Origin of the sequence: Methylocystis sp. MJC1, assembly GCF_026427715.1 — a bacterium.
GTDB lineage: Bacteria > Pseudomonadota > Alphaproteobacteria > Rhizobiales > Beijerinckiaceae > Methylocystis.
In genome coordinates this window covers 1,715,883-1,739,372 of the sequence record NZ_CP107558.1, presented here as the reverse complement: position 1 = coordinate 1,739,372, position 23,490 = coordinate 1,715,883, and the positions used below count along the sequence as shown (strand labels likewise).

Below are 23,490 nucleotides of genomic sequence, written 5' to 3'. Positions count from 1 at the left end.
CGCGAAGCATGAGCAATAAGATCGCGACAATCGAAGAACTGGGAGGCGAGCTGCCCCCCAAAGGCCGGCTGATGGGCCTTGATCTCGGGACCAAAACCATCGGCCTTGCGCTCTCCGACGTCGAGCGCCGCCTTGCCTCGCCGCTCGACACCATCCGGCGCGCGAAATTTTCGACGGATGCTGAAGCTCTTTTGAAACGCGCCGCCGATTTCGAGGTTCAGGCGCTTATCTTCGGCCTGCCCCTCAATATGGACGGCACGGAGGGGCCCCGCGCCCAGGCGACCCGCGCCTTCATGCGAAATTTGCGTAAGTTGACGCCCCTGCCCTTCGCCTTCTGGGACGAGCGCCTCTCGACTGCCGCTGTCACCCGTGAGCTGATTGCCCAGGATGCTTCCCGCGCCAAAAGGGCCGAGGTCGTCGATCGCATGGCGGCGGCCTATATTCTGCAAGGCGCGCTCGACCGTTTGTCGCGCCTTGGCTGAAAGTTTACGCCCCAGGCGCTATTGCATGCGAAAGGTCGAGCGCTAGAGTTTATCTACGACGCTATCCCGGTCGTATGTATGCAACTCTTCCGCGCAAACTGAAACTTGACATCCATAGGCTGAGCTTTAAGAAAAAGACACGTCTAGGTCGAGTTTTAATTATATTCGCAGAGGCTCTGCGTCGGCGGGAGGCAAACTGAATGGCTCGTTCTACTGCGCCTACCCCGGCCGCATCCCGCACCCGGAAAAAGGCGGCTGAATCTGAAATTCCCGAGCGGCGCGCCGAGGAAGACGCAGCCGCGCTGGCGAGCTATATCGCTGATATGGCTTCGGAGCTATCGCAATTGGCCGGACGCTCGGAAATGCCGATGGTCGCCTATTTCCTGAACCTCGCTCGCGTGGAAGCTGAGACGCATTCGCGCGAAATTGGCGAGCGCACGGCGGAACCCGAAAAGTAGCCTCTACTTTTGGTTGTAAGCCAGCGCCACATAATTTGCGCCATGCCGCTCCAGGCGGCCTTCGATATCCAGCTCCACCAGCGCGCCCTGCACGTCCCGCGCCGACAGCCCAGCTGTTCGGATGAGGTCGTCGATCGCCACCGGCGCCGGTCCGAGAAGCGACATGACGCGCTCACGCGGGTCAATGAGCCCGGCGCAAGTCTCTTCCGAGCCCCGCTGCCCGAAGGAGTCGGGCGCTGGTGGGAAATCCGGTCGGCCGGCGGCCAAATCGGCGAAAGCAATTTGCTCCTGGTCGAATAGGATTTCGAGCTCTTCGAAAAATGGTCCTTCGGTTGTGTCGGCCCTGTCGAAAAACGCGTCGTCATTGCGAGCGAAGCGAAGCAGTCCAGGGCAGCGATCGCGGCTCTGGATTGCTTCGTCGCTTTGCTCCTCGCAATGACGACGGCCCATTGATCCTCCGCCGCCCGCGGCCAAAGCGTCGACGACATCTTCGAGTTTGGCGCATAGAGTCGCGCCCTGGCGCAGAAGATCATTCGTCCCTTCCGCGCGCGGATCGAGCGGCGAGCCCGGCACGGCGAAGATCTCCCGCCCCTGCTCATTGGCGAAGCGCGCGGTGATCAGCGAGCCCGAGCGACGCGCCGCCTCGACGACGACGGTCGCGCGGCTCAGCCCAGAGATGATGCGGTTACGGCGTGGAAAATCGCGGCCGCGCGGCTCCCATTTGATCGGCATTTCGGACACGACGAGTCCGCGCTCAGCGATCTGGGCGACGAGCTTTTCATGTTCCAGCGGATAAGGACGCGCCTGCCCGCCCGCGAGAACGGCGATCGTCCCGGATTCGAGGCTTGCGCGATGCGCCGCACCGTCGATCCCCCGCGCGAGGCCGGAGACAATCACATAACCCTCGCGCCCCAGACCACGGGCTAGCCTCTCAGCGAAGGCGAGTCCGGCCGTTGAAGCATTGCGGGAACCGACCAGCGCCACGCCCTCGCGCTGCATGATCTCGGCAGCGCCGCGAATGGAAAGGATCGGCGGCGCGTCTGGAATCTCACGCAGGAGCGGCGGGTAGTCGGCGTCACAGATGGGAATGAAACGCACGCCCATTTTTTCGGCGGCGTCGATCTCGCGCAGGATTTCGTCGCGTGGCGCAATGCGGATGGCGCGCCCGTGCAGCGATTTGGCGGCGAGCGCCGGCAAAGCCGCCAACGCCGCGCCGGCGCCGCCGAACCGGTTGATGAGCGAGAGAAAGGTGCGCGGTCCGATATTCTCGCTGCGAATGAGGCGCAGCCAGTCGACGAGCTGCTCGTCGCTGAGCCGCGCCTCGCTCATGCCTTTTGACCGATCCGGCTTTCCGTGCCGGCGCGCAGGCGAGCGATATTCTCCGCGTGCTTGAACCATAGCAACGCGGCCATGGCGGCGACGACGAGGGCCTCGCCGCCATGACCAAGAAACAACAAGAGCAGCGGCGCGGCGGCGCTGGCGACGAGCGCCGAAAGCGACGAATAGCGGGTGATCGCCGCGACCGAGAGCCATATGGCGCAAAAAGCGAGCCCCACCGGCCAATGCAGGCCGAAAAGGCCCCCAAGGAATGTCGCAACGCCCTTGCCGCCTCTGAACTGCAGCCAGACCGGCGCGATATGCCCGACAAAGGCCGCGAAGCCCGCGATCTTCGCGCCTTCGGGCGAGAGATGGGCGCCGATGAGCACAGCGGCCGTTCCCTTGATCGCGTCGAGAACGAGCGTCGCCGCCGCGAGGTCTTTACGCCCCGTTCGCAGGACGTTGGTCGCGCCGATATTGCCCGAGCCAATGCCGCGTATGTCGGTGGTGCCCGCGAGGCGCGTGAGCAGCAAGCCGAAGGGGATGGAGCCCAGGAGATAACCGAGGATGAGCGCAAGCGCGTCGGGCAGGAAGGACATCGGAAACGCTGAGGCCTATTCTCGAGAAGCGCAGGGGAGGCGCCGCAGATGCTAACGGAGCCATGGCGAGGCTGCAACCGGGGGATGACCCTGGGGACCATCTCCGAGTTAGAGGCCAAAAATCGTTGCAACGTCGTGCGCTCTTTTCAATAGGAGGATTGTCATCATCCCGCTCCCGTTTTGCCGCCGGAAGCGCTAAAGGGAGGGGTCGAAGCCCGGACCGAACACATGAGCGATTCAGAGCGCAGACCCCGCCCGCGCGCCTTCCGCCTCAATGGCGACGAGACCGTGACCTCCAAGCCCGCGCCGCAGGTCGAGGAGGAGGCCGATATTTTCGCGCAAGCCGTCGAGCTTGCCGATGTCGCGCAGGGTGGCGAGGAGGCGGTCGAGGCCGCCCGCGCCAAGGGGTTTCTCGATCGCTATGTTTTCTCGTCCAGCGGCGTCTTCCTCTCGGCTGTCACCGGCCTAATCACGCTCGCGCTCAGCGTCTGGGTCTGGAATTTCGTCGAAGATCTTTTTGCTCGGTCGCCCATTCTCGGAACCATCGGCCTTGCGCTGGCGTCCGCCGCCGGCCTGACAGCGCTTCTCTTCGTTGCGCGCGAAATCCGCGCCATTCTGCTGCAAAACCACGTCGCCAAGCTGCATGCCGATCTCGCCGCCGCGCGCGCGGCGGACGACGTCAACGCCGCACGCACGCGCGTGCTCGATCTCTGCAAACTTTATGACAGCCGCACGGAACTCGCCCGCCCGCGCGCCCTCGTCGCCGACTATGTGAAGCAGATCATCGACGGCAAAGACCTCATCGATCTCGCCGAGCGCAATCTGGTGGCGCCGCTCGACGAGCGCGCGCGCCGCGAAATCGCCGCCGCCGCCAAGCGTGTTTCGGTCGTGACGGCGATCAGCCCGCGCGCCATTCTCGACGTTATTTTCGTCGCCGGCCAGGCGATCATGCTGATGCGGCGCATCGCCGAAATCTATGGCGGACGCCCCGGCCTTCTCGGTTTCTTCAAGCTCGCGCGCTCTGTTGGCGCGCATCTTGCCATCACCGGCACGGTCGCCGTTGGCGATACGCTGTTGCAGCAGGTGTTGGGCTATGGCGTCGCCGCGCGTCTTTCCGCAAAGCTCGGCGAGGGCGTGCTCAACGGCCTGCTCACGGCGCGCGTCGGCCTCTCCGCCATGGCGGTGTGCCGCCCTACTCCCTTCGTCACCGAGAAACAGCCCGGCGTGAAAGACGTCGCGCCTTTCCTTTTCGGCGGCGACAAGACCAAGGCTCAATAATTTGAAGATCACGACCTGGAACATCAATTCGGTGCGGCTGCGCATGCCGCTCGTCGCGCAATTTCTCAAAGATAAAGCGCCCGACGTTATCTGCTTGCAGGAAACGAAATGCCGCGACGCCGAATTCCCAATGAAGGACTTCACCGCGCTCGGCTACCAGCACGCGGCGATCAATGGACAGAAGGGCTATCATGGCGTCGCGGTCATCTCCAAAAAGCCGCTGCGGCTGATCGAGAAGCGCGACTTCTGCGAAAAGGGCGACGCGCGCCATATCTCCGTCGAGGTCGAGGGCGCCGGCGGGCCGATCACGCTGCATAATTTCTACGTGCCCGCCGGGGGCGATGAGCCCGACGTCGAGATCAATCCGAAATTCGCGCACAAGCTCGGATTTCTCGACGAGATGAAAGAATGGGGCGAGAACGGCGCCGCCAAGGGCCGCGTCGTGCTCGTGGGCGACCTCAACATCGCGCCGCTGGAGCACGACGTTTGGAGCCATAAGGCGCTGCTGAAAGTCGTCAGCCACACGCCGATCGAGGTCGAGAAGCTCACCAATGTCGTCCGCGCCGGCAATTGGATCGACGCCATGCGCCATTTCGTTCCCGCGGAAGAAAAACTTTACACATGGTGGAGCTATCGTGCGGCAGATTGGGCGGCCTCCAACCGCGGCCGACGCCTCGACCATATTCTGGTGAGCGAAGCGCTCGGCGGCGCGCTCGGGAAGCTCGAAGTGCTCACCGAGGCGCGCGGCTGGGACCGTCCGTCCGATCACGTGCCGGTGACGATCGAATTGTCTGAGTAAGGCGCAGCGACGGGAGGCCAGATGATTGCGCGCGAGTTGATGACGAGGCATTTCCCTTTTGTCACGGCGGACGCAGACCTCGATTACGTCGCGAAGCTCCTCTCCGAATGTGAGATCGGCGTTGTGCCCGTCGTCGACGAGCAACTCGCGCCGATCGGGATTGTCACGCGCAGCAATCTCGAAAAGGGGCGCCCCGCCCCCGCCGCCGATCTCGGGCCCATTCCTGAGTTCCTGCTGCAAAACCGGCGCAAGGCGCCCTTTCGCTCCAACGGTCTCGCGCTGCGCCAAGTGATGACGGCGCCCGCGATCTCCGTCCCCAGCGGCGCCAAGCTTTCCGACATCGCGAAAATGATGCAGGAGCATCATCTCAAGCGCGCGCCGGTGGTCGACGGCCACAAAATCATTGGCGTGCTCTTGCGTCGCGAGGTGCTGCACGCGCTCTCGGGAAGAAAACACCCGCAGCAGGACGCCTTCAGCCAGCCGAAGCCGATCCTCTCGCCCGCGCGGTCAGAGCCCGAAGCCTGCGACATCGCGACTGCGGAAGACTTCCGCGACCTTGTCGCCGCGCATGAGCGCCAGCTCGAAAAAGAGCGCGAGGATCGCCACCGCGCCATGCTCGAACTGCGCGAGCAGCGCATCAAGGAGCTTGCCGCCCGGCGCCTGACCGAGGGGCAGTGGCGCGAGATGGTTTCTCAGGCCCGCCGCGCCGCCGCCTCGGGTCTGACCGAGCATTTGCTGATCCGCTTTCCCGCGCAGCTCTGCCTCGACGGCGGACGTGCGATCAACGCGCCGGATCCGCATTGGCCCGACATGCTTCGCGGAGAACCCGCCGACGTTTTCAAGCGCTGGCGCAACGAGCTGCAGCCGCGCGGCTTCAAGATCGCCGCGCAGATCGTCGATTTTCCCGAGGGCCTGCCCGGCGACGCGGCGCTGTTCCTGATGTGGGGCAAGCGCGCTTAAAACGCGCCGGCCTCAAAACGCAAAGAACGGCCAGTCGGGCGCGAGCCCGAGCATGATTTGCCCGACCGGCTGCAGTTTCGCGGCGTTGATGAAGCCATGTTGCGTGATGACGTGAATGTCGCGGAAATGCCGCGCAAACCCGAATTCCTCGCGCACGCCGGAAGCGCCGATGATTTCATGGACAATATCGACCGCCGCCGCAGCTTCCAGCATCGCGTGCGTGGTGGCGAGCTGCAGTTTCCCCTTCAACTTTGTGTCGATCGGCCGAGCCGCGACGGCCTCGCCATACGCCTCTTCGAAGGCTTCATAGAAGAACGCGCGGCCCGCGCTGAGCCGCGCCTCGGCGCGCGCCAGCTGCGATTGCACGACGCCGTTGTCCTCTAGCTTCTTCGCGCCAAAGGCTGGCGTCTTCTTCGTAATGAGCGCGATCGCCTCGTCGATTGCGGCACGCGCGATGCCCAGCGCCGGCGGCGTCAGAGCGGCGATCGCCGGCCAAACGGTAAGGCGATAAAGCGGTCCTTCATAGGCGCTGCCCGGTTTACGCAGCGGCTCCCAAGGGACGGCCCAATGCGCGGGAATGAAGGCGTCGACCACGTCGACATCATGGCTGCCAGTCCCCCGCATGCCGAAGACATTCCAGTTCTCGACAATCTTCGCGTCTCTGGCCGAAAAGGCGACCAGGAGCGTCTCTGGCGCGTCGTCGGCGTTACGGCGCATATCGCCGATTTCGATTGTGTTGGCGTAGCCGAGAAAAGCGGTCGCCTGATGCGCGCCGCTGACGAAAGGCGTGCTTCCTGAAAGAAGATAGCCGCCAGTTACGGGAACAGCCCGACGCGCCGGCTGCTGGCCGCCGACAACGATGGCGTCGCCTCCGAAAATTTCACGCGCGGCGGCGTCGGGGAACCATGGCCCAAAAAGATCGTGCGCGATCGAAACTTGCAAATTCCAGCTCGCCGCGCTGTCGATGCGGCCGAGTTCCTCGATGACCCGGAAGCCCGTCATGGGGTCGGCTTCCAGCCCGCCGAGCGCCTTGGGCCGCCAAAGCCGGTAAAGGCCCTGCTCGCGCATCGCGGCGGCCGCCTGTGGGGACAATCTGCGGTCGCGCTCGGCTGCCGCTGCATTTTCCCGAAGGATGGGTTCGATCCGCCTAACAGCGTCTAAAAGAGAATCCATCTCTGCCATCTGCTTCCCGCCCCGACGATTTTGTCGTTGTTATCGCAGCAGGATAGGCGACGCTGGCGGGCGCCGTGAGCGCGGCCAATGGCCGCACGACGACAGTCACCACAGGTGAATACGAAACGCCTGATCAGCGCTGCCGAGACTCGGCCTCGGCTCTCAACGCGGCAAGCGAGGGATAGCGCTGCGCGCCGGCGGGGCCGCGCACCTCGACCGAACCGTCCGACATCATGACATAGGTCGCGTCGCCCGCGGTATAGCGGTCGACTTCCAAGGGCTCCTCGAGCGAGGGCTTGAAGAGGGACGAGAAATCGGGCCCTGTGGCCTCGGCCTGGACGGCGTCCAACCTGGGAGTCTCGGGCTTAGCCGGACTGGGGTCAGGGCTCGCCCGCGTCTCCGTCCGTACCGACTCCAATGGAGCCGCTTCCTCATCCGGCAGGGGCGCGGCCGGGTCCGCGACAGCTTCCCAGCCCGCGCCGAGGCGGGCGAGATGGGCGACGACCCGACCGAGCGCCATGGTCACCACGCCGCCTGACAGAGCGACCGAGCCGGCGATGAATAGGCTCCAGCCGCGCTCGACCACAATCATGTCCCAGCCGACCGACATTCCATAGGCGCCGCCGCCCGCGAGCAGCAGGCCCGCAGCCGTCACGCCCCATCCGGAAAAATTGCGCTTCATTGGGCTCCCGTCGTCATCGCCGCCTTTCTAGCACACAAGGCGTCGCAGCGCGCAAGTCGCAGCGAGGCGGCAAGCGAACCTATACTTTATATACTTTCCAGGAACCATCGCCGAACGGCGGAAGAAGGCGCATGGCTTTTTCTACTAATATGGTTTTGATGGCTGCTACATTCAATATCTTGATATAAGGCGATTTCGTCTCAATTGCATGAATCGCTTATTTTTCAATATATTATATGTATTAGTTAGCATGCGTCTTGATGACGCATCGTAAAAACAGCAGTCAACACAAAGGTCTTGTTATCGGCCGTGAGAGCGGCGGGAGGCGGCGCAGGCGCTGCCGGACCTGGCGGCCAGTTCGCTACCTGGTTAGGAGACAGACATGAGGGGATTATTGAAGCGCCGGTTCTTGGCCGCCGCTTTGGGTCTTGTCGGCGCTTTTGGCATCGCGTCGAGCGCGCTCGCGCATGGCGGCGTAAAGCTCGAACAAGATGAATGCGTGTTCAAGATCGGTCCAAGCAACATGCATTTCATCGCCTATCAACGCACGGGCGAGGAGGAGGAATTTTGCGAGGCAGTCGCCAAGACCGGTCCGACTGTGATTGCGCTCGAAGCCGTCTCCGACGAGCTGCGCGACATGGCGATGGGCGTGCGCATCGTCAAGACTGAAGGCAACGCGACAGACGCGAGCAACGCAGCGGCGACGACCGTCTTCAAGCTCGAGCCGAAAATCTATCGCAATGGCATCATGACCTTCGAACACAACTTCAAGGATGCTGGCCACTATGTCGCAATCGTCACAGTGCGCGACGATCTCGGCAATGAGTTCGTGTCGCAGTTCCCGTTCTCGGTGGGGCTCTATACGTTCTGGGGATTGATCGAATACATCCTTTACGGCGTCGGCTTCGTGTCGCTCGTCGCCGTCATGGTGGTGGCCCTGCGAGCAAAGTCCAAGAAATACAAGGACGAGGCGGCCAGCCAGCCTGCCTGATTCCCCCGCTCGCGCTACTGTTGACGGCCCGGCCCTCGCCGGGCCGTTTTTCCATGTCACGCGCCTTCTATACGGAATCCTTATTGCTTGTTGCCGCACGGCGGCGCCGGGTCTAGTTAACCGCGGGGCCCTGGAGCCCTATTCCTGTTCAGGAGAGCATTGATGTCCTTCACGCTTGAAGATCTCCCCTACGCTTACGACGCCCTACAGCCTTATTTGTCGCGTGAATCCTTTGAGTATCACCACGATAAGCACCATGCGACCTATGTCACCAATCTCAATAATTTGATCAAGGGCACGGAGTTCGAGGGCAAGTCGCTCGAGGAGGTGGTTGTCGCTTCCTTTGGCAAGAACACGCCGATCTTCAACAATGCCGCCCAGCACTACAACCACCACCACTATTGGAAGTGGATGAAGCCCAATGGCGGCGGCGCGATTCCGGGCAAGATCGAGAAGCTGATCGTCGACTCGTTCGGCTCGGTCGATAAATTCAAGGAAGACTTCCAGAAGGAAGGCCTGGGGCAGTTCGGTTCGGGCTGGGTGTGGCTGGAGCTCAAGGACGGCAAGGCTGCGATCCGCAAGACCCCGAACGCCGAGAGCCCGCTGGTGCATGGCGCGCAGCCGCTGCTCGTCGCCGACGTGTGGGAACATTCCTACTACATCGACTACCGCAATCGCCGCGCCGACTATCTCAAGACCTTCCTCGAGCATCTCGTGAACTGGGAGCATGCCGAGGAGATGTTGGACGCCGCCAAGTAAGGCCGGTCGCCAATCCTTTGCGCGCGGCGGGAGGCCTGCCGCGCGCCTAATTTTTTTGTCAGTAGCAAACCGTGCGGCGCACGTGACCGGTCCAGACGGTGCGGCAGACGCGCGCAGGCGCGCGATGCACGACGGCCGCCCCGCGATAGCCAACGCAACCCGCGCGATAGCGCCCGGCAGCGCAGGCGGCGGCGCTCGCTTCTTGCGGCAAGACGGCCAGCGTCGCGACAAAAGTCATTATCCCAAGTCCGCCAGTCAACAGCTTTCTCATTGGCTCTTCTCCTTACAATCCGTTCCCTCGCCAGGCCGACTACGGCGCCGGAACATGGCGGGGAGAATGATAGGCAAGACAGAGTAAACACCGCGGCGCCGTCACGCCTCGATGAGTGACTTCAAATTAGCGAGGCCCTGCTCGAACTGCTCCCCAAGCATTTTGTCCACGTTCATGAACGCATGCATGGCCTTGCCCACAAACTCATTGTGGCCCGACATCACCCATGTGACTTCGGTCTTCGTCTCCCCGATTGGCTTGAGATCGAATTGCACCTCATTCACCGCAGACATGGGCCGGGTAAATTCCAGCTTGAGGCGGATGCGCTCGTTCTGGCTGCTTTCCTTTATCGTCATCTTGCCGGCGCCGATCTTATTGTTGCCGGACCAGCTCATGCTGGCGCCGGGCCCGAGCGGCGAGCCGTCGAAAGTGTTTTTGGCCGCCGGATCGAGCTTGGCCCAAGGCGACCAGGCCTCCCAAGCATGCAGATCGTTGATGCGCTGATAGATCACCTCCGGCGGAGCGTTCACGACCGCCGAGCGGACGATTTTGAACGTGTTCGGCCGCAAGGAAATATAGGCGATGAGCCCGCTCACAAGCGCGAGCGCAATGAGGAGAAGAAGGGTCATCTTGGCGCTCTCCTGAGACGCAGGCTCATAGGCCCGCGCTTTTCTTCATATTAGAGCGCTGTGGCAGAAGGCGTAAAGCTGGCGCGCAGAAACGGCCGCTCTCGGCTCTGCGAAGGCGGCAAGCAGCCAAGCACGGTCTATTATTGTTCGAAGGAGTTGCGGCGCGCACTCTCGCGGTCATTCCCGACGCTCGCGCAAGCGAGAGATCGGGAATGACAGCCGTCCTCTCGAGACGGAGGGGCCGCGCGTCCTTACTTCAAGCTCGCGCAGAAGGACTGGATCTTCTCGCAGGCAGTCTCCAACGTCAGCGCCGACGCCGCGTAGGAGATGCGGAAGTTCGGCCCCGTGCCGAAAGCCGAGCCATGCACCACGGCGACTCCTTCGGCCTCCAGCAGCTCGGTGACGAAATCCTCGTCGGTCTCGATTACCTTGCCCGCGGGCGTCTTGCGGCCGATCGCCTCGGCGCAGGACGGGAAGACGTAGAAGGCGCCTTCCGGCGTCGGGCACTTCAGATGTTTCGCCTGATTGAGCATGGAGACGACGAGGTCGCGCCGCTCCTGGAACGCCTTGCGGAAGGTCGCGAGATGCTCCTGCGGCCCGTTGAGCGCCTCGACCGCCGCCCATTGCGCAATCGAGCAAGCGCCCGAGGTCTGCTGGCCCTGCAGGAGGTCCATCGCCTTGATGAGCTTGCTCGGCCCGGCGGCGTAGCCGATGCGCCAGCCGGTCATGGCATAGGCCTTGGACACGCCGTTCATCGTCAGGGTACGATCCATGAGATTGGGCTCGACCTGCGCCGGCGTGACGAATTTAAAGTCGCCGTAAACGAGATGCTCATAGATGTCGTCGGTGAGCACATGCACCTGCGGGTGGCGCAGGAGCACGTCGGTCACCTTCTTCATCTCGTCATAGCTATAAGCGGCGCCCGACGGATTCGACGGCGAGTTCAGCACCAGCCACTTCGTCTTGTGCGTGATGGCGGCCTCGAGCGCCTCCGGCTGCAGCTTGAAGCCATCCTCCATCTTGGTGTCGACGAAGACGCTCTTACCGCCGCAGATCGCGACCATCTCGGGATAGCTCACCCAATAGGGCGCGGTGATGATCACCTCGTCGCCAGGGTTGATCGTGGCGAGAAAGGCGTTGAACAGAATATGCTTGCCGCCGGTCGCGACGATCGTGTCCGAGGCCTTGTAGTCGAGCCCGTTCTCGCGCTTGAACTTGCTGGCCACGGCCTCGCGCAGCTGCGGAATGCCGAGCACCGGCGTATAGCGGGTCTCGCCGCGATCGATCGCCGCCTTGCCGGCGGCGCGGATGTGCTCAGGCGTGTCGAAGTCGGGCTCGCCGACCGAGAGGCTGATCACCTCCCTGCCCTGCGCTTTCAAATCGCGCGCCTTCTGCGTCACGGCGATCGTGGCGGAGGGCTTAACGCGCGAGAGAGCGTGGGCGAGAAAGGTCATTGCCGTCTTTGTCCTGTAGGGGGAGTGTGCATCGCACCATAATTAGCGGGGCGGCGGCGGGCAATGAAAATCCGCAGCCTACGCTCACCGTGGGCGATTCCGTCGCATTAACCCGCGCCGACTATGGTCTCGCCCTATCGGCGGGGAGTGGCGAATGCTGGCGAGAATCAGAAGCGGCGACTGGCTGACGGCGGAGCGGCTGCGCGTCTATCCGCTCATCCTCCTTGCCATCTTCTCGGCGACGGCGCTCTGGGCGATCGTGACCTCGCATGACCGCATGGGACCCAACAATCTCCCACTCGGTTCGGATTTCAGCCAGGTATGGGTCGCGGGCCATAAGGTTCTCTCCGGAGATCCCGAGGCGCCATTCGACATCGCTCGACACGCCGAAGCGCAGCGCAAAGAATTCGGCCCCGAGACAGGGATCTTCGGCTGGCATTACCCACCCTATTTCCTGGCGCTCGCCGCGCTTTTCGCGACCCTGCCCTATCTGCCGGCGCTTGCCCTATGGCAGATCGGGACGCTTGCGCTCTATCTCGTTCCGATTGTCGCCATACTGGGCAAATCCGGCGTCCCCCGCCGTAGCGCGCTCATCGCGGCGCTCGCCTTTCCCGCCGTCATCGTCAATCTCGGACATGGGCAGAACGGCTTCCTCACCGCCGCGCTCCTCGGAGGCGGCTTCCTTCTCCTCGATCGGCGCCCGCTTGCGGCCGGCGCCCTTTTCGCCCTTCTCGCCTATAAGCCGCAATTCGCGCTCGCCCTCCCGCTCGCCCTCCTCATTGGCCGCCACTGGCGCGCACTCTGGAGCGCCGCCGCGACTCTTGCAGCCATGACGGTAATGAGCCTGGCCGCTTTCGGCGCAACGAGCTGGCGGGCCTTCTTCGAGAGCCTCGCCTTCACCCGCAAGGTCGTCGAGGAAGGCGGCCCGGGCTTCGAAAAGATCCAGAGCATTTTCGCCGCTGTTCGGCTGCTGGGCGGCGACATTCCGACCGCCTATTTCTGGCAGGGGTCAGCGACCTTCAGTGCGCTCGCCGGGCTCGTATGGGTGCTGCGCTCCCAGGCTGACGCCAGGGTAAAAGCGGCCGCGACCATAGAAACAATGCTGCTCTCGACGCCCTATCTACTGGACTACGACTTGATGGCGCTCGCCCCAGCGTTGGCTCTACTGGTCTCGCGGGGGATCGACAGAGGCTTCCGCCCTTACGAAAAAACGGCGCTCGCGTTCGCCTATGTCGCCCCGCTCGTCGCTCGCCCCGCGGCCGCGGCGCTCGGGCTTCCAATCGGCGTCGCGGCGCTCGTGCTGCTCTATTGCGCGACCACGCGCGCCTCGCAGGCCTCGGAGCAAGGGCAAGATGCCGAGGATTTGGCAGAAACGGAGGCGCAGGACCTCGATCGAGCCGCGAATCAGCGGTCGTTTTTGCCGCCGATTAACCAAACTCGGGCGGGCTGTTAAAAAATTGTGAAAAACTCGCCAACCCCATGCAACTTTTCGGGCCTGCGCTCGTTTCTATCCCGGAGGGCGCAAGCCGGATGGACCTTGCGCCGTCGCCGCCGCGGCGCAGAGGGAGAGCCCAGGCGGACGGGGAATGCGAGGGCGATCACCCAAGGGAAGTAAAAACCATGTCGCTCGTTGATAAGTTCGACGACCAGATTGAGCCAGCGTTTACGCGTCACTTCGATCGCGATTCGGCTCGCCGGCAGTTCCGCATCTCCATTCTGCTCGTCGCAGCGATGGCCACGGCCGCTTTCGTGCTGGGCTTCGCGCTGCCGCTCAATACGACCCACGGCACGACGCCGATCGCCGACAACGCCGGATTCTCCGGGCGCCTGGTCAGCGTCGATCGTTGATTCTCCAAAATCAGGAAAGTAAAACGCGCGCCCGTCGGCGCGCGTTGCTTGTTTAAGCGCGTTCCGCCACTGCAGCGCAGGAAGGGCGCTGGTTCGCCCTCCCCCCAACCGGCCGCGTTCAGTGCTTATCCATGTCGTGGTGATGCTCGTGGCCGTGATGGTCATGGCCAGCGTCCTTTGGCCCGGACGTGTCCTTGTTGTGGGCCTTTTCCCAGCGCTCCATGGCCTCGGCGTCATGCGCATGCAGGGCGTCGGGCGCGTCGATCGCCGCGTCGATCACGACCTCGCCAGCCTTCTCGAAAACAAGCGTCATTTCGAGACCCCAGCCGACCTCCAAATGCTTCTTGGCCCCGATCAGCGCGACGTAAATGCTGCCCGGCGCGAGCGTGGTCTTCGTCTTGGGAGGCAGGACCACAGGGGTCTCGAGGTCGAGATGCTTCGGGTCGCCGTGAATCACCGCTTTCTCGAACTTCTCGACCTTCACGCCGATGAGCTTGTCGGGCGTATCGCCGTCATTGTGTATGAAAGCGTAGAAGGTCGCATCTTTCTGTCCGTCGGCCGGGGCGCGCAGCCACGGGTGCTCGACCTTGAGCTTGCCGACCTCATATTCATGCGCCTTGGCCGAACGGGCCGGAGCAAAGACTCCGAAAAATGCGCCGGCGAGCAATGAGCCACCCGTCGCCAGAAGATCACGCCGCTTGATGATCATGTCTCTCTCCCTTCAACGGCCGGCGCGATTGCCGGCTCGAAAGCTCGCCTGCGCCTCAATGCGAGTGCAGGTTGATCTCGATCAGCGGCTCATTGGCCATCATGGCGGCCTGAGCGGCGAATTGCGTCGCGCTTCCGTCATCCTCGCCGAATTGCTTGAATCGCGCGCGCACATAGCCCGAGCGATCGATGAGGAAATGCGCCTGCGAAATCTCGGTCGTATAAGGCACGTTCGGATAACGGTTGATGATCGAATAGGCTTTCTCGACCGCCGCCGCGTGGAGCGCTTCGCGACCCTTCGCCGCCGCGGGACAATCGCCGCTATAGACGGTGACATGATTCACGCCCGCCGACTTCGCGGCCGCGTCGGCCTTCAGCAAACTTGCGTCGAGCTCCTTTTCTCCTTCGCCGCCCGTGCAGCGCGCGAAGGACAAAAGCGTCGGCTTGCCGCGCAGCTTGAAGAGGGTCGTCACCTCCTCCCGCGGATCGATCAGCGCGAAATCCGGCGCGACGAGCCATTGCACCATGGCCTGCGGGCCGATGAAGCGCGACTGGTTCGTGCTGGAGAGCATCAGGAGATAGTTGATCATGTCCCAGCGGTCGTCCACGTCGAAAACATGGGCGAAGCTCGGCATGACCCCACTCTGGCCGCCAAAGGTCAGCCAGTGGAAAATGTCGCCGATCGTATGCGTGCCGACATGCGGCGCCGTGAGATCGGCCGGCTGAATCGGCAGCCCGGCCTTGTTCTTCAAATCCTTCGCCATGGGCCCATTGCCCTCGCCGATCGGGCCGTGGCAAGAGACGCAGTTCTCCTGAAAGTTCGTCATGGCGCGAGCGACCGACTCGGCGGTGAAATCCTGCGTCGGATCGTTGTAGGTGTCGGTATAGGCCTCCGTGGAGAAGGATACGGCCAGGCAGAACAGCGCGGCGATCGCCGCCGCCGGCGCGGCGTAGAGACGCTTCTCACGCGTCGCCGGCGTCCACCAGATGAGCGCGGCGGCAATCGCCAGAATCCCGGCGCCGATGGCCCACCACCAGATCGGCGAGGGGAAGATCGGCTTTTGCCCCCATGTCGCGATGTAAGACAGGCGAAAGGGCAAGGGCCAATAAAGATTGGTCTCATGCGACGCCGGCGTGATCACCGCGATATAACCGGCGATGGCCAATAGCCCGACGCCGAAGACCGCTTCCAGGCTTCCAATCTTGCCGACCCAGGCGACATCGAATTCCTCGAGCGGGCGCTTACGCATGTAACGCACAATGGCGAGCGCGCAGAGCAGCACGGCGGCGAGCAACGCCAGCTTCAGCGTCAAAAGCCGCCCATAGGGCGTCGCGAGCATGTTCGGCACGCTGCCGACATTCTCATAGGCCATGGCGACGCCGGTCACCGCCACAAGCGCAATGGCGACTTTGGCGACCCTCGACCAGCGCTCGGCGAGTTTGGCTGCAATCGCCGGCGGCTTGTGATGCGCCGTGAACATCCACCAGATCAGGCCGAGAAGTCCGCCCAGCCAGGTGAGCCCGGCCGCCGTATGCAGCAGGAAGCTGAGTTGCGTCCAGAGCGGCAGACCGTCGTCGATGGCGTGGCCCGTGACCGAAACGACGGCGAGGACGCCGACGCCGGTCCAGAGCGTGAGGCGATCGAGGAGATCGGACGATGAAAACAGCCGGGCGATCGTCATTCCCGCAAAAACGAAGGCGAGAATCTGCGTGCCGACCCAAGCCTTGCCCACGCTGGTGCCGAAGGCGAACTCCTGAAGCACAGTGGCGTCGATCGGCCGCTCCGCCGGAATAATCGCGCGGGCGGTAAGATAAAGCAGCGTAAATCCGATGAGCGCGCGAAAGACCGCCGCCCCCGCGACCCAGGGCTTGAAGCGTCCCCCGTCCTCGCCGATCAGCCGCGGCAAAAGCAGCAGACCGACCGCAAGCGCCGACGGAAGGCTCTCGAGAAAGCGTATGAATGCGAGAGAAAGATACATCGGCGATTCTCGCCCCTTGCCGTTTCCGCTTTTCTTTTAGGGACGCCGCTCGTGCGGCCAACCGAAGCGACGCCCCCGCAGCAATGCGGGCGCGCCGACATTCAGCGCCTCAATGCGACGCGCCTACTTCGGATCGACCGTGAATTCGTAGTTTCCTTCGACGATATGGCCGTCCGTGGACAGCACGCGATAGCGCACGACATATTTGCCAGCGGCGAGTTCCGGCCCGTCCATGGACAGCTCGCGCGGTTTGTCGGGCGTCCCGGCGGCGCCCGAGCCGAGCACCTTTCCGCTCGTATCCTCGATCGTCAGCTTGGAATATTTCGGCTCCACGCCGCCGCCGAAACGCAGCTTGATAATCTTGGGAGAGGTCGCGACATGGTCCTTCGAGGACGGCGTCGCCTCGACAAGGAACGAATGCGCGCTGGCCGGCGCGACGATGCCGACGGCCAACGCCGAGGCCACAGCGAAAACGGCGGCGCGCCGCGAGAATATAGACCGACCCTTCATGAGATTTCCTCCCGGGCTTTTGCGCCCCTTGTCGCGTTTATTTATGAGATGCGTTCGGCCGCGCCCCCGTTCAAGACGCCACCGTCTCGGCGGGCTTTTTCTTCGAGGACGGATGGGTGTGCTTCCAATAGACGAACACCATCCCGGCGATGAGGATCGTGCCCGCAATCTGCGGCACCCACGCCCATAAGGTCTCGCCGACCCTGAACCGGAACTGCTCGGTCTGCTGCTCGCCGTTCTCGCGGGTGAGCGTCACCAGGCCGATGTAATGGCCGTTCGCCGCAAAATTATGCTCCAGGCTGAATGTGCCCTTCATGTATTTCTTCGCGGGAATATGCAGCTCCGTCAGCGAGTCGAGATCCGTATCCTTGGTGATCGGCGTCACCGGATCGCGAATGATGCGCAGCTCGAGGGGAAGGTCGCGAAACGCCGGCGTCTCGAGGTCGAACACCATGATCGTGCGGCCGGTCGTGGGGATCTCATCGCAATATTCGCTGCGCGATTTGTCCGGCTGGAAGGCGGTGATGTGGATCATGTCATAGCCGAACATGACCATGCACATATTACCCATGGACATCGCCTCTGGACCCGCGCCGCCTTCCGCGCGCGTCTGCGGCGCGAAACTGAGCGAGAGCGCCAAGCCGAAGAAGGCGGCTGCAAGGCTGCGCCAATTCATCATTTCTTCCCTCGATTTCTTATAAGGCGCTTTTGCCGCGCCCCTTTTGATTTTGCCGTGCGCCGCTTTGCACGGTCGATCACGAACCCACAGTCGTTCCATTTGGCCAAGTAACTGCGACACGTAACAGCTGCGCTAATTGTCGCGACGATACTTAACGCGTCGCATGCCGCGCCTGCAATGGCGTCTTTGGCAAAACGGCGCCTGCTCCGTTGCTAGATTGCATCCAAATTATGCGCGGGCGCGAGCGAAAAACCTGCGCGTTGTTTGCGTCGAAAGGACGCAGGATTTGATTTTCAGCAAAAACTGGAACGGGCGCTCGAACGAGCGCGTCTTGAAAGGCGCGGGAGATCACGATCATCCCCCCAAAAAGCGACCGGCCGGACTTTCGTCCGGCCGGCGCATTATTTCAGGCTATCGAGTTTCGCTTAGGGCATGTCGCCGGCGACGAACTTCGGAATAACCGGGCCGCCGATTTCAGCCGCAAAGCGCTTGCCGTCCGGCGTGAAGAAGAACAGCAGACCGCCGACCTGGCTGTCCGTGTCGTAGGCGAGGTCCGAAAGACGCTCGATGTCCCAACGCGCGTCCTGGATCTTCACGACGATTTCCTTGGACTCGCCGGGCGCAATCACGTCGTCGTTCGACAGACCACGGTCAGCAAGCAGGTAATCCGGGAAGTCAGGCTTCTGCGTGAACACGGTCGGGTTCAGGAAGCGCAGGCCAGCCGCCGTATATTCGCCGAGGCGAACCGGCTGCGACGTGCCGTTCTTGACCTTCACGTTGATCGTCAGCTCGCGGCCCGGAACCTTGTAGACGCCGCCGTTCAGCTCGGTCGTCACCTGCTCCTTGCCCACGCCCACGGTGCCTTCCGTCTCGATCGGCGTCAGCGGCTTCTGCAAGCCGGCCTGAAGCGGGATCGTGCGCGGGAAGGTCGAGTTCGTCACCGCATAGCCGACAATCGTCGCCAGGATCGTCAGAGCGAGAACGATCGCGCCAATGCGGCGGTCGTCATCGCCGATGACGTCGTCAGGACGGCCTTCAGCAACACGGAGATACGAGGCGATGATGCCCTTCCGGATGAACCAGAACAGGATCCAGGCGGCGCCAACCGCCAGCCACGGCAGATGCCACGCGTAAACGCGGCTGATGCCGTAGTTCTCGAGGTCGACCGTCGAGCCGTCGAGGAGCGTCACCGGATCGGTGAAGTCCTTCATGTCGCCCTTGATCTCGATCCACTGGCCGGGTCCGATGATCGGGCCGCCGCCTTCGACGTTGATCTGAGCGTGAACGTGCCAACGGCCGGCGCGACGACCGCGCAGGTTGAGCGAGAAGGCGTAGTCCTTGCCGACCTCCAGAGACACCGAGCGAGGAGCGAACTGCTCGCCGATGAACTGAGCCGTGCGGACCAGAACCGGGCCGGGCTCGCCGGCGTTCAGGAACGACACCTTCGGATTGGCGACCGCCTGCGGCCACGCCGAGAAGACGTGAACCTTGCCGGACAGGACCATGTCCTCGTTGACGTTGACCGTCGTCTTCGACCACTGAACGTCATACCAGTTCAGCGTGCGCATACGAAGGAACGCCTGCTGGGACTTCTCGCCGTGCGCCGAGGCCGGAGCGACCGCTCCGAGCGTCGCCGCCACAGCAGCCGCCGCGCCGAAGGCGGCGAGCTTGACTAGCTTTTTCATGAACAAACCTCCCAGGTTCTTCTCCCGGCCGGCGCCTCGCGCGCCAGCCGATTTTTTCATCCGCGACAGATCAGGCCAAACCGATGATCCAACCAAAATCCACCGCGTCTTTTTTTGGCGATTAGATCTGCTCGATCCGCTTGGTCGTGGAATACCAGCGACCCATGAACCACCACAGGAAGTACACCATCATCGAGACGAAGCCCGAGAAGAACGCCGCAACCGGCACAACGTCCTTACCGAAGGTGCGCAGCGTGCCGCGCTCGACCATACGGATGTATTCCGGCATCGAGGTGCGGACGAAGTGGAAGCCGATCAGATCGGCCAGCGTCATCAGCTGACCATGCTGCTCGGTCGCCTGGTGGAAGGCGGCGATGGCCGGCCAGTTGTTCGGGTAGAACAGCAGACCCCAGCCCAGCGAGCCGACAACCGCCGTGATCACATAGGAGCCCGACAGGAGCAGGATCACGTCGAGCCAGATCGCCGGAACGATCAGAGCAGACGGGAACACGAGGCTGATCGGGAAGTAGGTCCAGCCCCAGAAGTTGACGTAGCGGTTGATCCACTCGCCGATCAGAAGGCCCAGAGCCGCGAAAACGGCGCCGAACGGAAGACGGAAGTTGACCCACCAGAAAGCCTGCGAAGCCGCGCAGAAGGTCACGCCGAGGATCGGGATAACCGTCGGCCACATACGACGATCCTTCCAGTCAACCCAGAAGTCCCAGTCGCCCGCCGTCAGCATGAAGTGGACGTGATAGCCGCCCAGGACCGCAAAGAACAGCAGAACCAGAAGCATCCAGTCCGTCGTCGCGACGCAACCCGCCGCCTCGGCGACGGAGTTGAACGGACCGACCGCCCCCCCGCTTTTCGATTGTGACATCACTCTTCTCCTTGGTGTTTCTCGAGCGCCTTAAGGCCCCGAGTTTCTTTTTGCCGCAGACCGGAAGCGTCGCGCCCCCGGACCGCGCCCGGACGATCGCCTCTAGGGCCCCGCCCGGCATTTCCTTTGGGCGCGCTCGCGCGCCGCCTGAGCGAAGCCTTCCTTTTCAGCCAGGAAACTCCAGAGGAACCCCTGACCACGACCCGAGAAGAACCACCCCAGTCGCCAATGGCGGCCAGATAACGCTCGTTCTCTTGTCTAAAGAAAAGCCCCGCGCCCGAACTCTCCGCCCGCGCCCTTAGGGGCGCGAGCGGGTCGTCACATCTTACTCGGTGAGGAGGGCGACGCCTTCCTTGCCGACCAGCGCATGGATGCGGCCGAGGATCTGCAGCACGACGCCGAACACGCCGAGCGCCATCCAGCCGAAGAACACGAAGCCCCAGTGCAGCGGAGCAACGAACAGCTCTTCCATGAACCAGAAGGTGTGGCCCCACTCATTCAGGCCGACGTTCGGGATGATCATGAACGGGCCGATGGCGACGATCAGGAACGCCAGCGAGTAGCCATGAGCAAAATACGGAATGCGGGTCTTCGCATAGAAGAACGCGCCAACCGCGATCACCGAATAGATCGGGTAGCTCATGTAGAACTCGATGATGTGCGACGGCGTGAAGTCCGTGTCACGGATAACCGTCATGTGCCAGGTGCCGTCCTGTTCGGTGAAGAACGAGGCGCCCCAGTAGATGGCGATGCCGTAAACGACCAGCCACTGAACGAGAACCACCAGGCGGCGCATCTCTTCGCGCGGCGAGACGGCGTCGACGTTACGGTCGCGGGTCTTCCACAGGAAGCCGGCGAGCGCCAGACCGGAGACGAGCTCCAGCGGGATTTCGGTCCAAAGGATCGACATCCAGTAGGTCTGGAATTCCGGAGCGAACGAGTCCAGGCCGGCGCGCCAGCCGAAAACCTGCTCGTAAATGCGGACGATCAGATAGAAAACATTCAGAACCGCAAGGCCGATCCACATGCCGCGCAGATCGACTACGGACTCTACTTCAGCAGCTGCGCCGGCAGCCGTGCTAGTCGTCGAGCTCATATTTAACTCCTCCTATGTGCTCCCAGGGATGCGCGTGACCGGTAAAAAAGCTCCGCCTCCCGGAACGGAGCCGCTTCGTCCTCGTTTGATTAACGTGAGGTCGGACCCGCTGTTAACGGAGCCCAAGACCGTCCCGCCCTTTCTTGAAGCAGCTCTCAGACCCCGACCTTTGAGAATTTCCCCCCAAAAGATCGAACATCCAATAAGGCCGCCTTGTTGTTATCGGACGAACACCGACGTCGCCGCCTAAACAGTGCCCCAAACCGGCCCTCCCGAGCCAAGCCAACAGACCCCGTTTAGCGTGGCCCAACCATTCCCTCTCACCAACATAATGACAATACCCCATGGGATAGCATTCAACTGTCTATCGAATAGTCTAAACAACCCCAGTGGGTTGGTATTTTCCTACCCATATGGGAAGAATGAGGTGCCTCTCCCGGCAGCGAGAGCCTATGCTCAAGTTACTGATTTTTATTAACTAAGAAAGAGATTGCCACAATTGTGGCGTGCAGGCGCCCAAATCCTGGCGCGACACGCGGCCGCCCGGCCAACAGGATTGCGGGCCGCGCTCGAGATTACGAACCGCAGATCAGAGCGGCGCCATGCATGGCAAGAAGAAGATAGAGGCGCCTTTCTCACCGCCTGGCTCGCGATGGATCCTTTCAACAAAAAACCCCTGGCTTTCGCCAGGGGTTTGTCGAACCTTAGATTTTCAACCGCCGATTACTGCGGACGCGGCGTGTCCTTGGTGCGCGCCGGCAGGATCGGATAGGAGACCTTCGGTTGGTCGCCGGTCAACGCGTTGAGGAAAGCCACAATGGCGGCGTTCTCGTCGTGCGACAAGGACGCTCCGAGCTGGCTCTTCGCCATGACGTCGACGGCCTCCTCCAGCGTCCAAACGGCCCCGCTATGGAAGTAAGGCGCGCGCAGGGCGACGTTGCGCAGCGGGGCCGAGCGGAAGGCGAAGGCGTCGGCGTCGCTGTTCGTGACCTTGGCGCGGCCGCGGTCGGCGACGGGCAGGATCGCCGCATCGGGCTTCTCGGCGACGCCGAAGGGGAAGTAGCCGTTGCCGCCGACGTTCACGCCGCTGTGGCAGCCGCTGCAGCCCTTGTCGATGAACAGGCGTAGGCCCTTCTTCTCGGTGTCGTTGAGGGCGTTGGCGTCGCCCGCCAGGAACTTGTCGAACTTGGCGTTCGGCGTCGTCAGCGTGGCCTCGAAAGCCTCGATGGCGTTCGCCATATTGTCGAAGCTGACCGGGTTGGTGTCGTTCGGGAAGGCCGCCTTGAACTCGACGACATAGGCCGGCATGCTCTTCAGCGTCGCCTCGACGGCGGCCGGCGTATTGTTCATCTCGACGTCGGCCTGAACCGGGCCCTTGGCCTGCGCCTTGAGGTCGACGGCGCGGCCGTCCCAGAACTGGGCGACGTTGAAGACGGCGTTGAGCACGCTCGGCGCGCGGCGCGGGCCCTTGGCCCAGCCATGACCAATCGAGGTGGGGCCGGTGTCGACGCCGCCCGTGCCGAGATTATGGCAGCTGTTACAGCTGATGATCTGGCTCTTCGACAGGCGGGGATCGAAGAACAACTTGTGGCCGAGCTCGATCTTGGCGGGGGTGATGGCGTTGTTCTTGACGACCGAGTTGACGCTCGCGGCGTCGATCGGCTTGAAGACCGCATTGGCGTCGGCGCGCAGGTCGCCAGCGTGAGCCAATACGGGAAATAGCAGCATCGCGCCGGTCACGGCGAACCGAAGTGCGGACATGTGATTCCCTCCCCTTGCAGCTTTGTCATTGAAAAGCTGGGCCGCCTCGCTGCGCGAGAGCGCGCGAAGCTCGCGTCTCCGGCTATCACAACCCCTGAGATGGCGGAAGCCCTCGCCGGTCGATCGGGGCGGGTTAAAGCAGATGATCGACGGCGGCCGTGTGACAAAGAAACCGCAAATGGCGCGAGCTCATTCGGACGGACCCGGCGCGACGGCGAGCGACGTCAACGGAATGCCGAAGAAGCTCTCCTCGTCGGCGCCCCCGGCTTTATGCAGCCCAAAGGCGTCTTTCCAGATGGCGCTCTCGACCTCGTCAGCCGGCCGATAGGTGCATTTGGCTTCGGAGTTTCCGGCCTGCAGCCATTTCTTGCCGTTGCGCACGAAGCGATCGAGGTTTTTTTGGTCCGTCGGGCGAATCACGCATCTGGGAACGCCATCGACCAGAATGACTTGGGGGAGCATGTGCGACCTCCGACAATTGGGGGCGGCGGC

General features: G+C 62.8%; 25 protein-coding genes. 9 read left to right on the top strand and 16 right to left on the bottom strand.

Annotated features, from left to right (window positions below; translation table 11 throughout):
• The first annotated feature begins 8 nt into the window (after positions 1 to 8).
• The gene (ruvX, locus tag OGR47_RS08375) at positions 9 to 482 is read left to right on the top strand and encodes a Holliday junction resolvase RuvX (protein ID WP_165050317.1); all 474 of its coding nucleotides are present in this window, start codon (positions 9 to 11) and stop codon (positions 480 to 482) included.
• Positions 483 to 682: 200 nt separating this feature from the next.
• On the top strand, positions 683 to 940 hold the full coding sequence (locus OGR47_RS08370) for a hypothetical protein (protein ID WP_165050319.1): 258 nt from the start codon (positions 683 to 685) through the stop codon (positions 938 to 940).
• A gap of 3 nt (positions 941 to 943) precedes the next feature.
• Here OGR47_RS08370 and dprA read toward each other — a convergent pair whose 3' ends face one another.
• Both dprA and plsY read right to left on the bottom strand, forming a co-directional pair.
• Positions 944 to 2,269 (bottom strand): DNA-processing protein DprA, encoded by a 1,326-nt coding sequence (gene dprA, locus OGR47_RS08365; protein WP_165050322.1) that lies wholly within the window; start codon positions 2,267 to 2,269, stop codon positions 944 to 946.
• Entirely contained in the window at positions 2,266 to 2,856 is a 591-nt protein-coding gene (gene plsY / locus OGR47_RS08360) for a glycerol-3-phosphate 1-O-acyltransferase PlsY (protein WP_165050324.1), read from the bottom strand. Before plsY ends, dprA begins: the two co-directional genes overlap by 4 nt.
• Positions 2,857 to 3,084: 228 nt before the next feature.
• Here plsY and OGR47_RS08355 point away from each other — a divergent pair, with 228 nt between their 5' ends.
• From OGR47_RS08355 to OGR47_RS08345, 3 genes are read left to right on the top strand one after another with little or no spacing between them, the layout of a single operon-like run.
• Positions 3,085 to 4,134, top strand: coding sequence for a YcjF family protein (locus OGR47_RS08355; RefSeq protein ID WP_165050326.1), 1,050 nt, complete (start codon positions 3,085 to 3,087; stop codon positions 4,132 to 4,134).
• Between the two features lies 1 nt (position 4,135).
• The gene (xth, locus tag OGR47_RS08350; RefSeq protein WP_165050329.1) at positions 4,136 to 4,933 is read left to right on the top strand and encodes an exodeoxyribonuclease III; all 798 of its coding nucleotides are present in this window, start codon (positions 4,136 to 4,138) and stop codon (positions 4,931 to 4,933) included.
• A gap of 39 nt (positions 4,934 to 4,972) precedes the next feature.
• Positions 4,973 to 5,893: a CBS domain-containing protein gene (locus OGR47_RS08345; RefSeq protein ID WP_246729610.1), complete on the top strand. Its 921-nt coding sequence runs from the start codon at positions 4,973 to 4,975 to the stop codon at positions 5,891 to 5,893.
• A gap of 12 nt (positions 5,894 to 5,905) precedes the next feature.
• Here OGR47_RS08345 and OGR47_RS08340 read toward each other — a convergent pair whose 3' ends face one another.
• Both OGR47_RS08340 and OGR47_RS08335 read right to left on the bottom strand, forming a co-directional pair.
• Positions 5,906 to 7,066: an acyl-CoA dehydrogenase family protein gene (locus tag OGR47_RS08340; protein WP_165050333.1), complete on the bottom strand. Its 1,161-nt coding sequence runs from the start codon at positions 7,064 to 7,066 to the stop codon at positions 5,906 to 5,908.
• Positions 7,067 to 7,199: 133 nt separating this feature from the next.
• Entirely contained in the window at positions 7,200 to 7,748 is a 549-nt protein-coding gene (locus tag OGR47_RS08335) for a hypothetical protein (protein ID WP_165050335.1), read from the bottom strand.
• Between the two features lie 382 nt (positions 7,749 to 8,130).
• Here OGR47_RS08335 and OGR47_RS08330 point away from each other — a divergent pair, with 382 nt between their 5' ends.
• Positions 8,131 to 8,739: a hypothetical protein gene (locus tag OGR47_RS08330; protein ID WP_165050337.1), complete on the top strand. Its 609-nt coding sequence runs from the start codon at positions 8,131 to 8,133 to the stop codon at positions 8,737 to 8,739.
• Between the two features lie 162 nt (positions 8,740 to 8,901).
• Positions 8,902 to 9,498 (top strand): superoxide dismutase, encoded by a 597-nt coding sequence (locus OGR47_RS08325; RefSeq protein ID WP_165050339.1) that lies wholly within the window; start codon positions 8,902 to 8,904, stop codon positions 9,496 to 9,498.
• Between the two features lie 58 nt (positions 9,499 to 9,556).
• Here the strand turns inward: OGR47_RS08325 and OGR47_RS08320 are convergent, their stop codons facing one another.
• The 3 genes from OGR47_RS08320 to OGR47_RS08310 form a co-directional block, all read right to left on the bottom strand.
• Complete coding sequence (locus OGR47_RS08320) at positions 9,557 to 9,769, bottom strand: hypothetical protein (RefSeq protein WP_165050341.1); 213 nt, start codon at positions 9,767 to 9,769, stop codon at positions 9,557 to 9,559.
• Positions 9,770 to 9,870: 101 nt separating this feature from the next.
• Entirely contained in the window at positions 9,871 to 10,398 is a 528-nt protein-coding gene (locus OGR47_RS08315) for an SRPBCC family protein (RefSeq protein ID WP_165050343.1), read from the bottom strand.
• A gap of 251 nt (positions 10,399 to 10,649) precedes the next feature.
• On the bottom strand, positions 10,650 to 11,852 hold the full coding sequence (locus OGR47_RS08310) for a pyridoxal phosphate-dependent aminotransferase (protein WP_165050345.1): 1,203 nt from the start codon (positions 11,850 to 11,852) through the stop codon (positions 10,650 to 10,652).
• Positions 11,853 to 12,006: 154 nt separating this feature from the next.
• Between OGR47_RS08310 and OGR47_RS08305 the strand changes: the two genes are divergently transcribed.
• Positions 12,007 to 13,305, top strand: coding sequence for a glycosyltransferase family 87 protein (locus tag OGR47_RS08305; RefSeq protein ID WP_165050346.1), 1,299 nt, complete (start codon positions 12,007 to 12,009; stop codon positions 13,303 to 13,305).
• A 167-nt stretch (positions 13,306 to 13,472) separates the two neighbouring features.
• On the top strand, positions 13,473 to 13,700 hold the full coding sequence (locus OGR47_RS08300; protein ID WP_165050348.1) for a hypothetical protein: 228 nt from the start codon (positions 13,473 to 13,475) through the stop codon (positions 13,698 to 13,700).
• A gap of 118 nt (positions 13,701 to 13,818) precedes the next feature.
• Here the strand turns inward: OGR47_RS08300 and OGR47_RS08295 are convergent, their stop codons facing one another.
• The 9 genes from OGR47_RS08295 to OGR47_RS08255 form a co-directional block, all read right to left on the bottom strand.
• Complete coding sequence (locus OGR47_RS08295) at positions 13,819 to 14,409, bottom strand: copper chaperone PCu(A)C (RefSeq protein ID WP_165050350.1); 591 nt, start codon at positions 14,407 to 14,409, stop codon at positions 13,819 to 13,821.
• A gap of 55 nt (positions 14,410 to 14,464) precedes the next feature.
• Entirely contained in the window at positions 14,465 to 16,387 is a 1,923-nt protein-coding gene (locus tag OGR47_RS08290; protein WP_165050354.1) for a CopD family protein, read from the bottom strand.
• A 123-nt stretch (positions 16,388 to 16,510) separates the two neighbouring features.
• Positions 16,511 to 16,897 carry a copper resistance CopC family protein gene (locus tag OGR47_RS08285; RefSeq protein WP_165050356.1) on the bottom strand — a complete coding sequence of 129 codons (387 nt, stop codon included), beginning with the start codon at positions 16,895 to 16,897 and terminating at the stop codon, positions 16,511 to 16,513.
• Between the two features lie 70 nt (positions 16,898 to 16,967).
• Entirely contained in the window at positions 16,968 to 17,576 is a 609-nt protein-coding gene (locus OGR47_RS08280) for a hypothetical protein (protein WP_165050358.1), read from the bottom strand.
• 425 nt (positions 17,577 to 18,001) lie between these two features.
• Positions 18,002 to 19,261 (bottom strand): bacterial ammonia monooxygenase, subunit AmoB, encoded by a 1,260-nt coding sequence (amoB, locus tag OGR47_RS08275; protein WP_165050362.1) that lies wholly within the window; start codon positions 19,259 to 19,261, stop codon positions 18,002 to 18,004.
• 121 nt (positions 19,262 to 19,382) lie between these two features.
• Positions 19,383 to 20,141: a bacterial ammonia monooxygenase, subunit AmoA gene (amoA, locus tag OGR47_RS08270; protein ID WP_165050364.1), complete on the bottom strand. Its 759-nt coding sequence runs from the start codon at positions 20,139 to 20,141 to the stop codon at positions 19,383 to 19,385.
• 325 nt (positions 20,142 to 20,466) lie between these two features.
• The gene (gene amoC / locus OGR47_RS08265) at positions 20,467 to 21,237 is read right to left on the bottom strand and encodes a bacterial ammonia monooxygenase, subunit AmoC (protein WP_216697880.1); all 771 of its coding nucleotides are present in this window, start codon (positions 21,235 to 21,237) and stop codon (positions 20,467 to 20,469) included.
• Positions 21,238 to 21,960: 723 nt separating this feature from the next.
• The gene (locus OGR47_RS08260; protein ID WP_165055648.1) at positions 21,961 to 22,998 is read right to left on the bottom strand and encodes a cytochrome-c peroxidase; all 1,038 of its coding nucleotides are present in this window, start codon (positions 22,996 to 22,998) and stop codon (positions 21,961 to 21,963) included.
• Between the two features lie 189 nt (positions 22,999 to 23,187).
• Positions 23,188 to 23,460, bottom strand: coding sequence for a hypothetical protein (locus tag OGR47_RS08255; RefSeq protein WP_165055647.1), 273 nt, complete (start codon positions 23,458 to 23,460; stop codon positions 23,188 to 23,190).
• Positions 23,461 to 23,490: the final 30 nt, after the last annotated feature.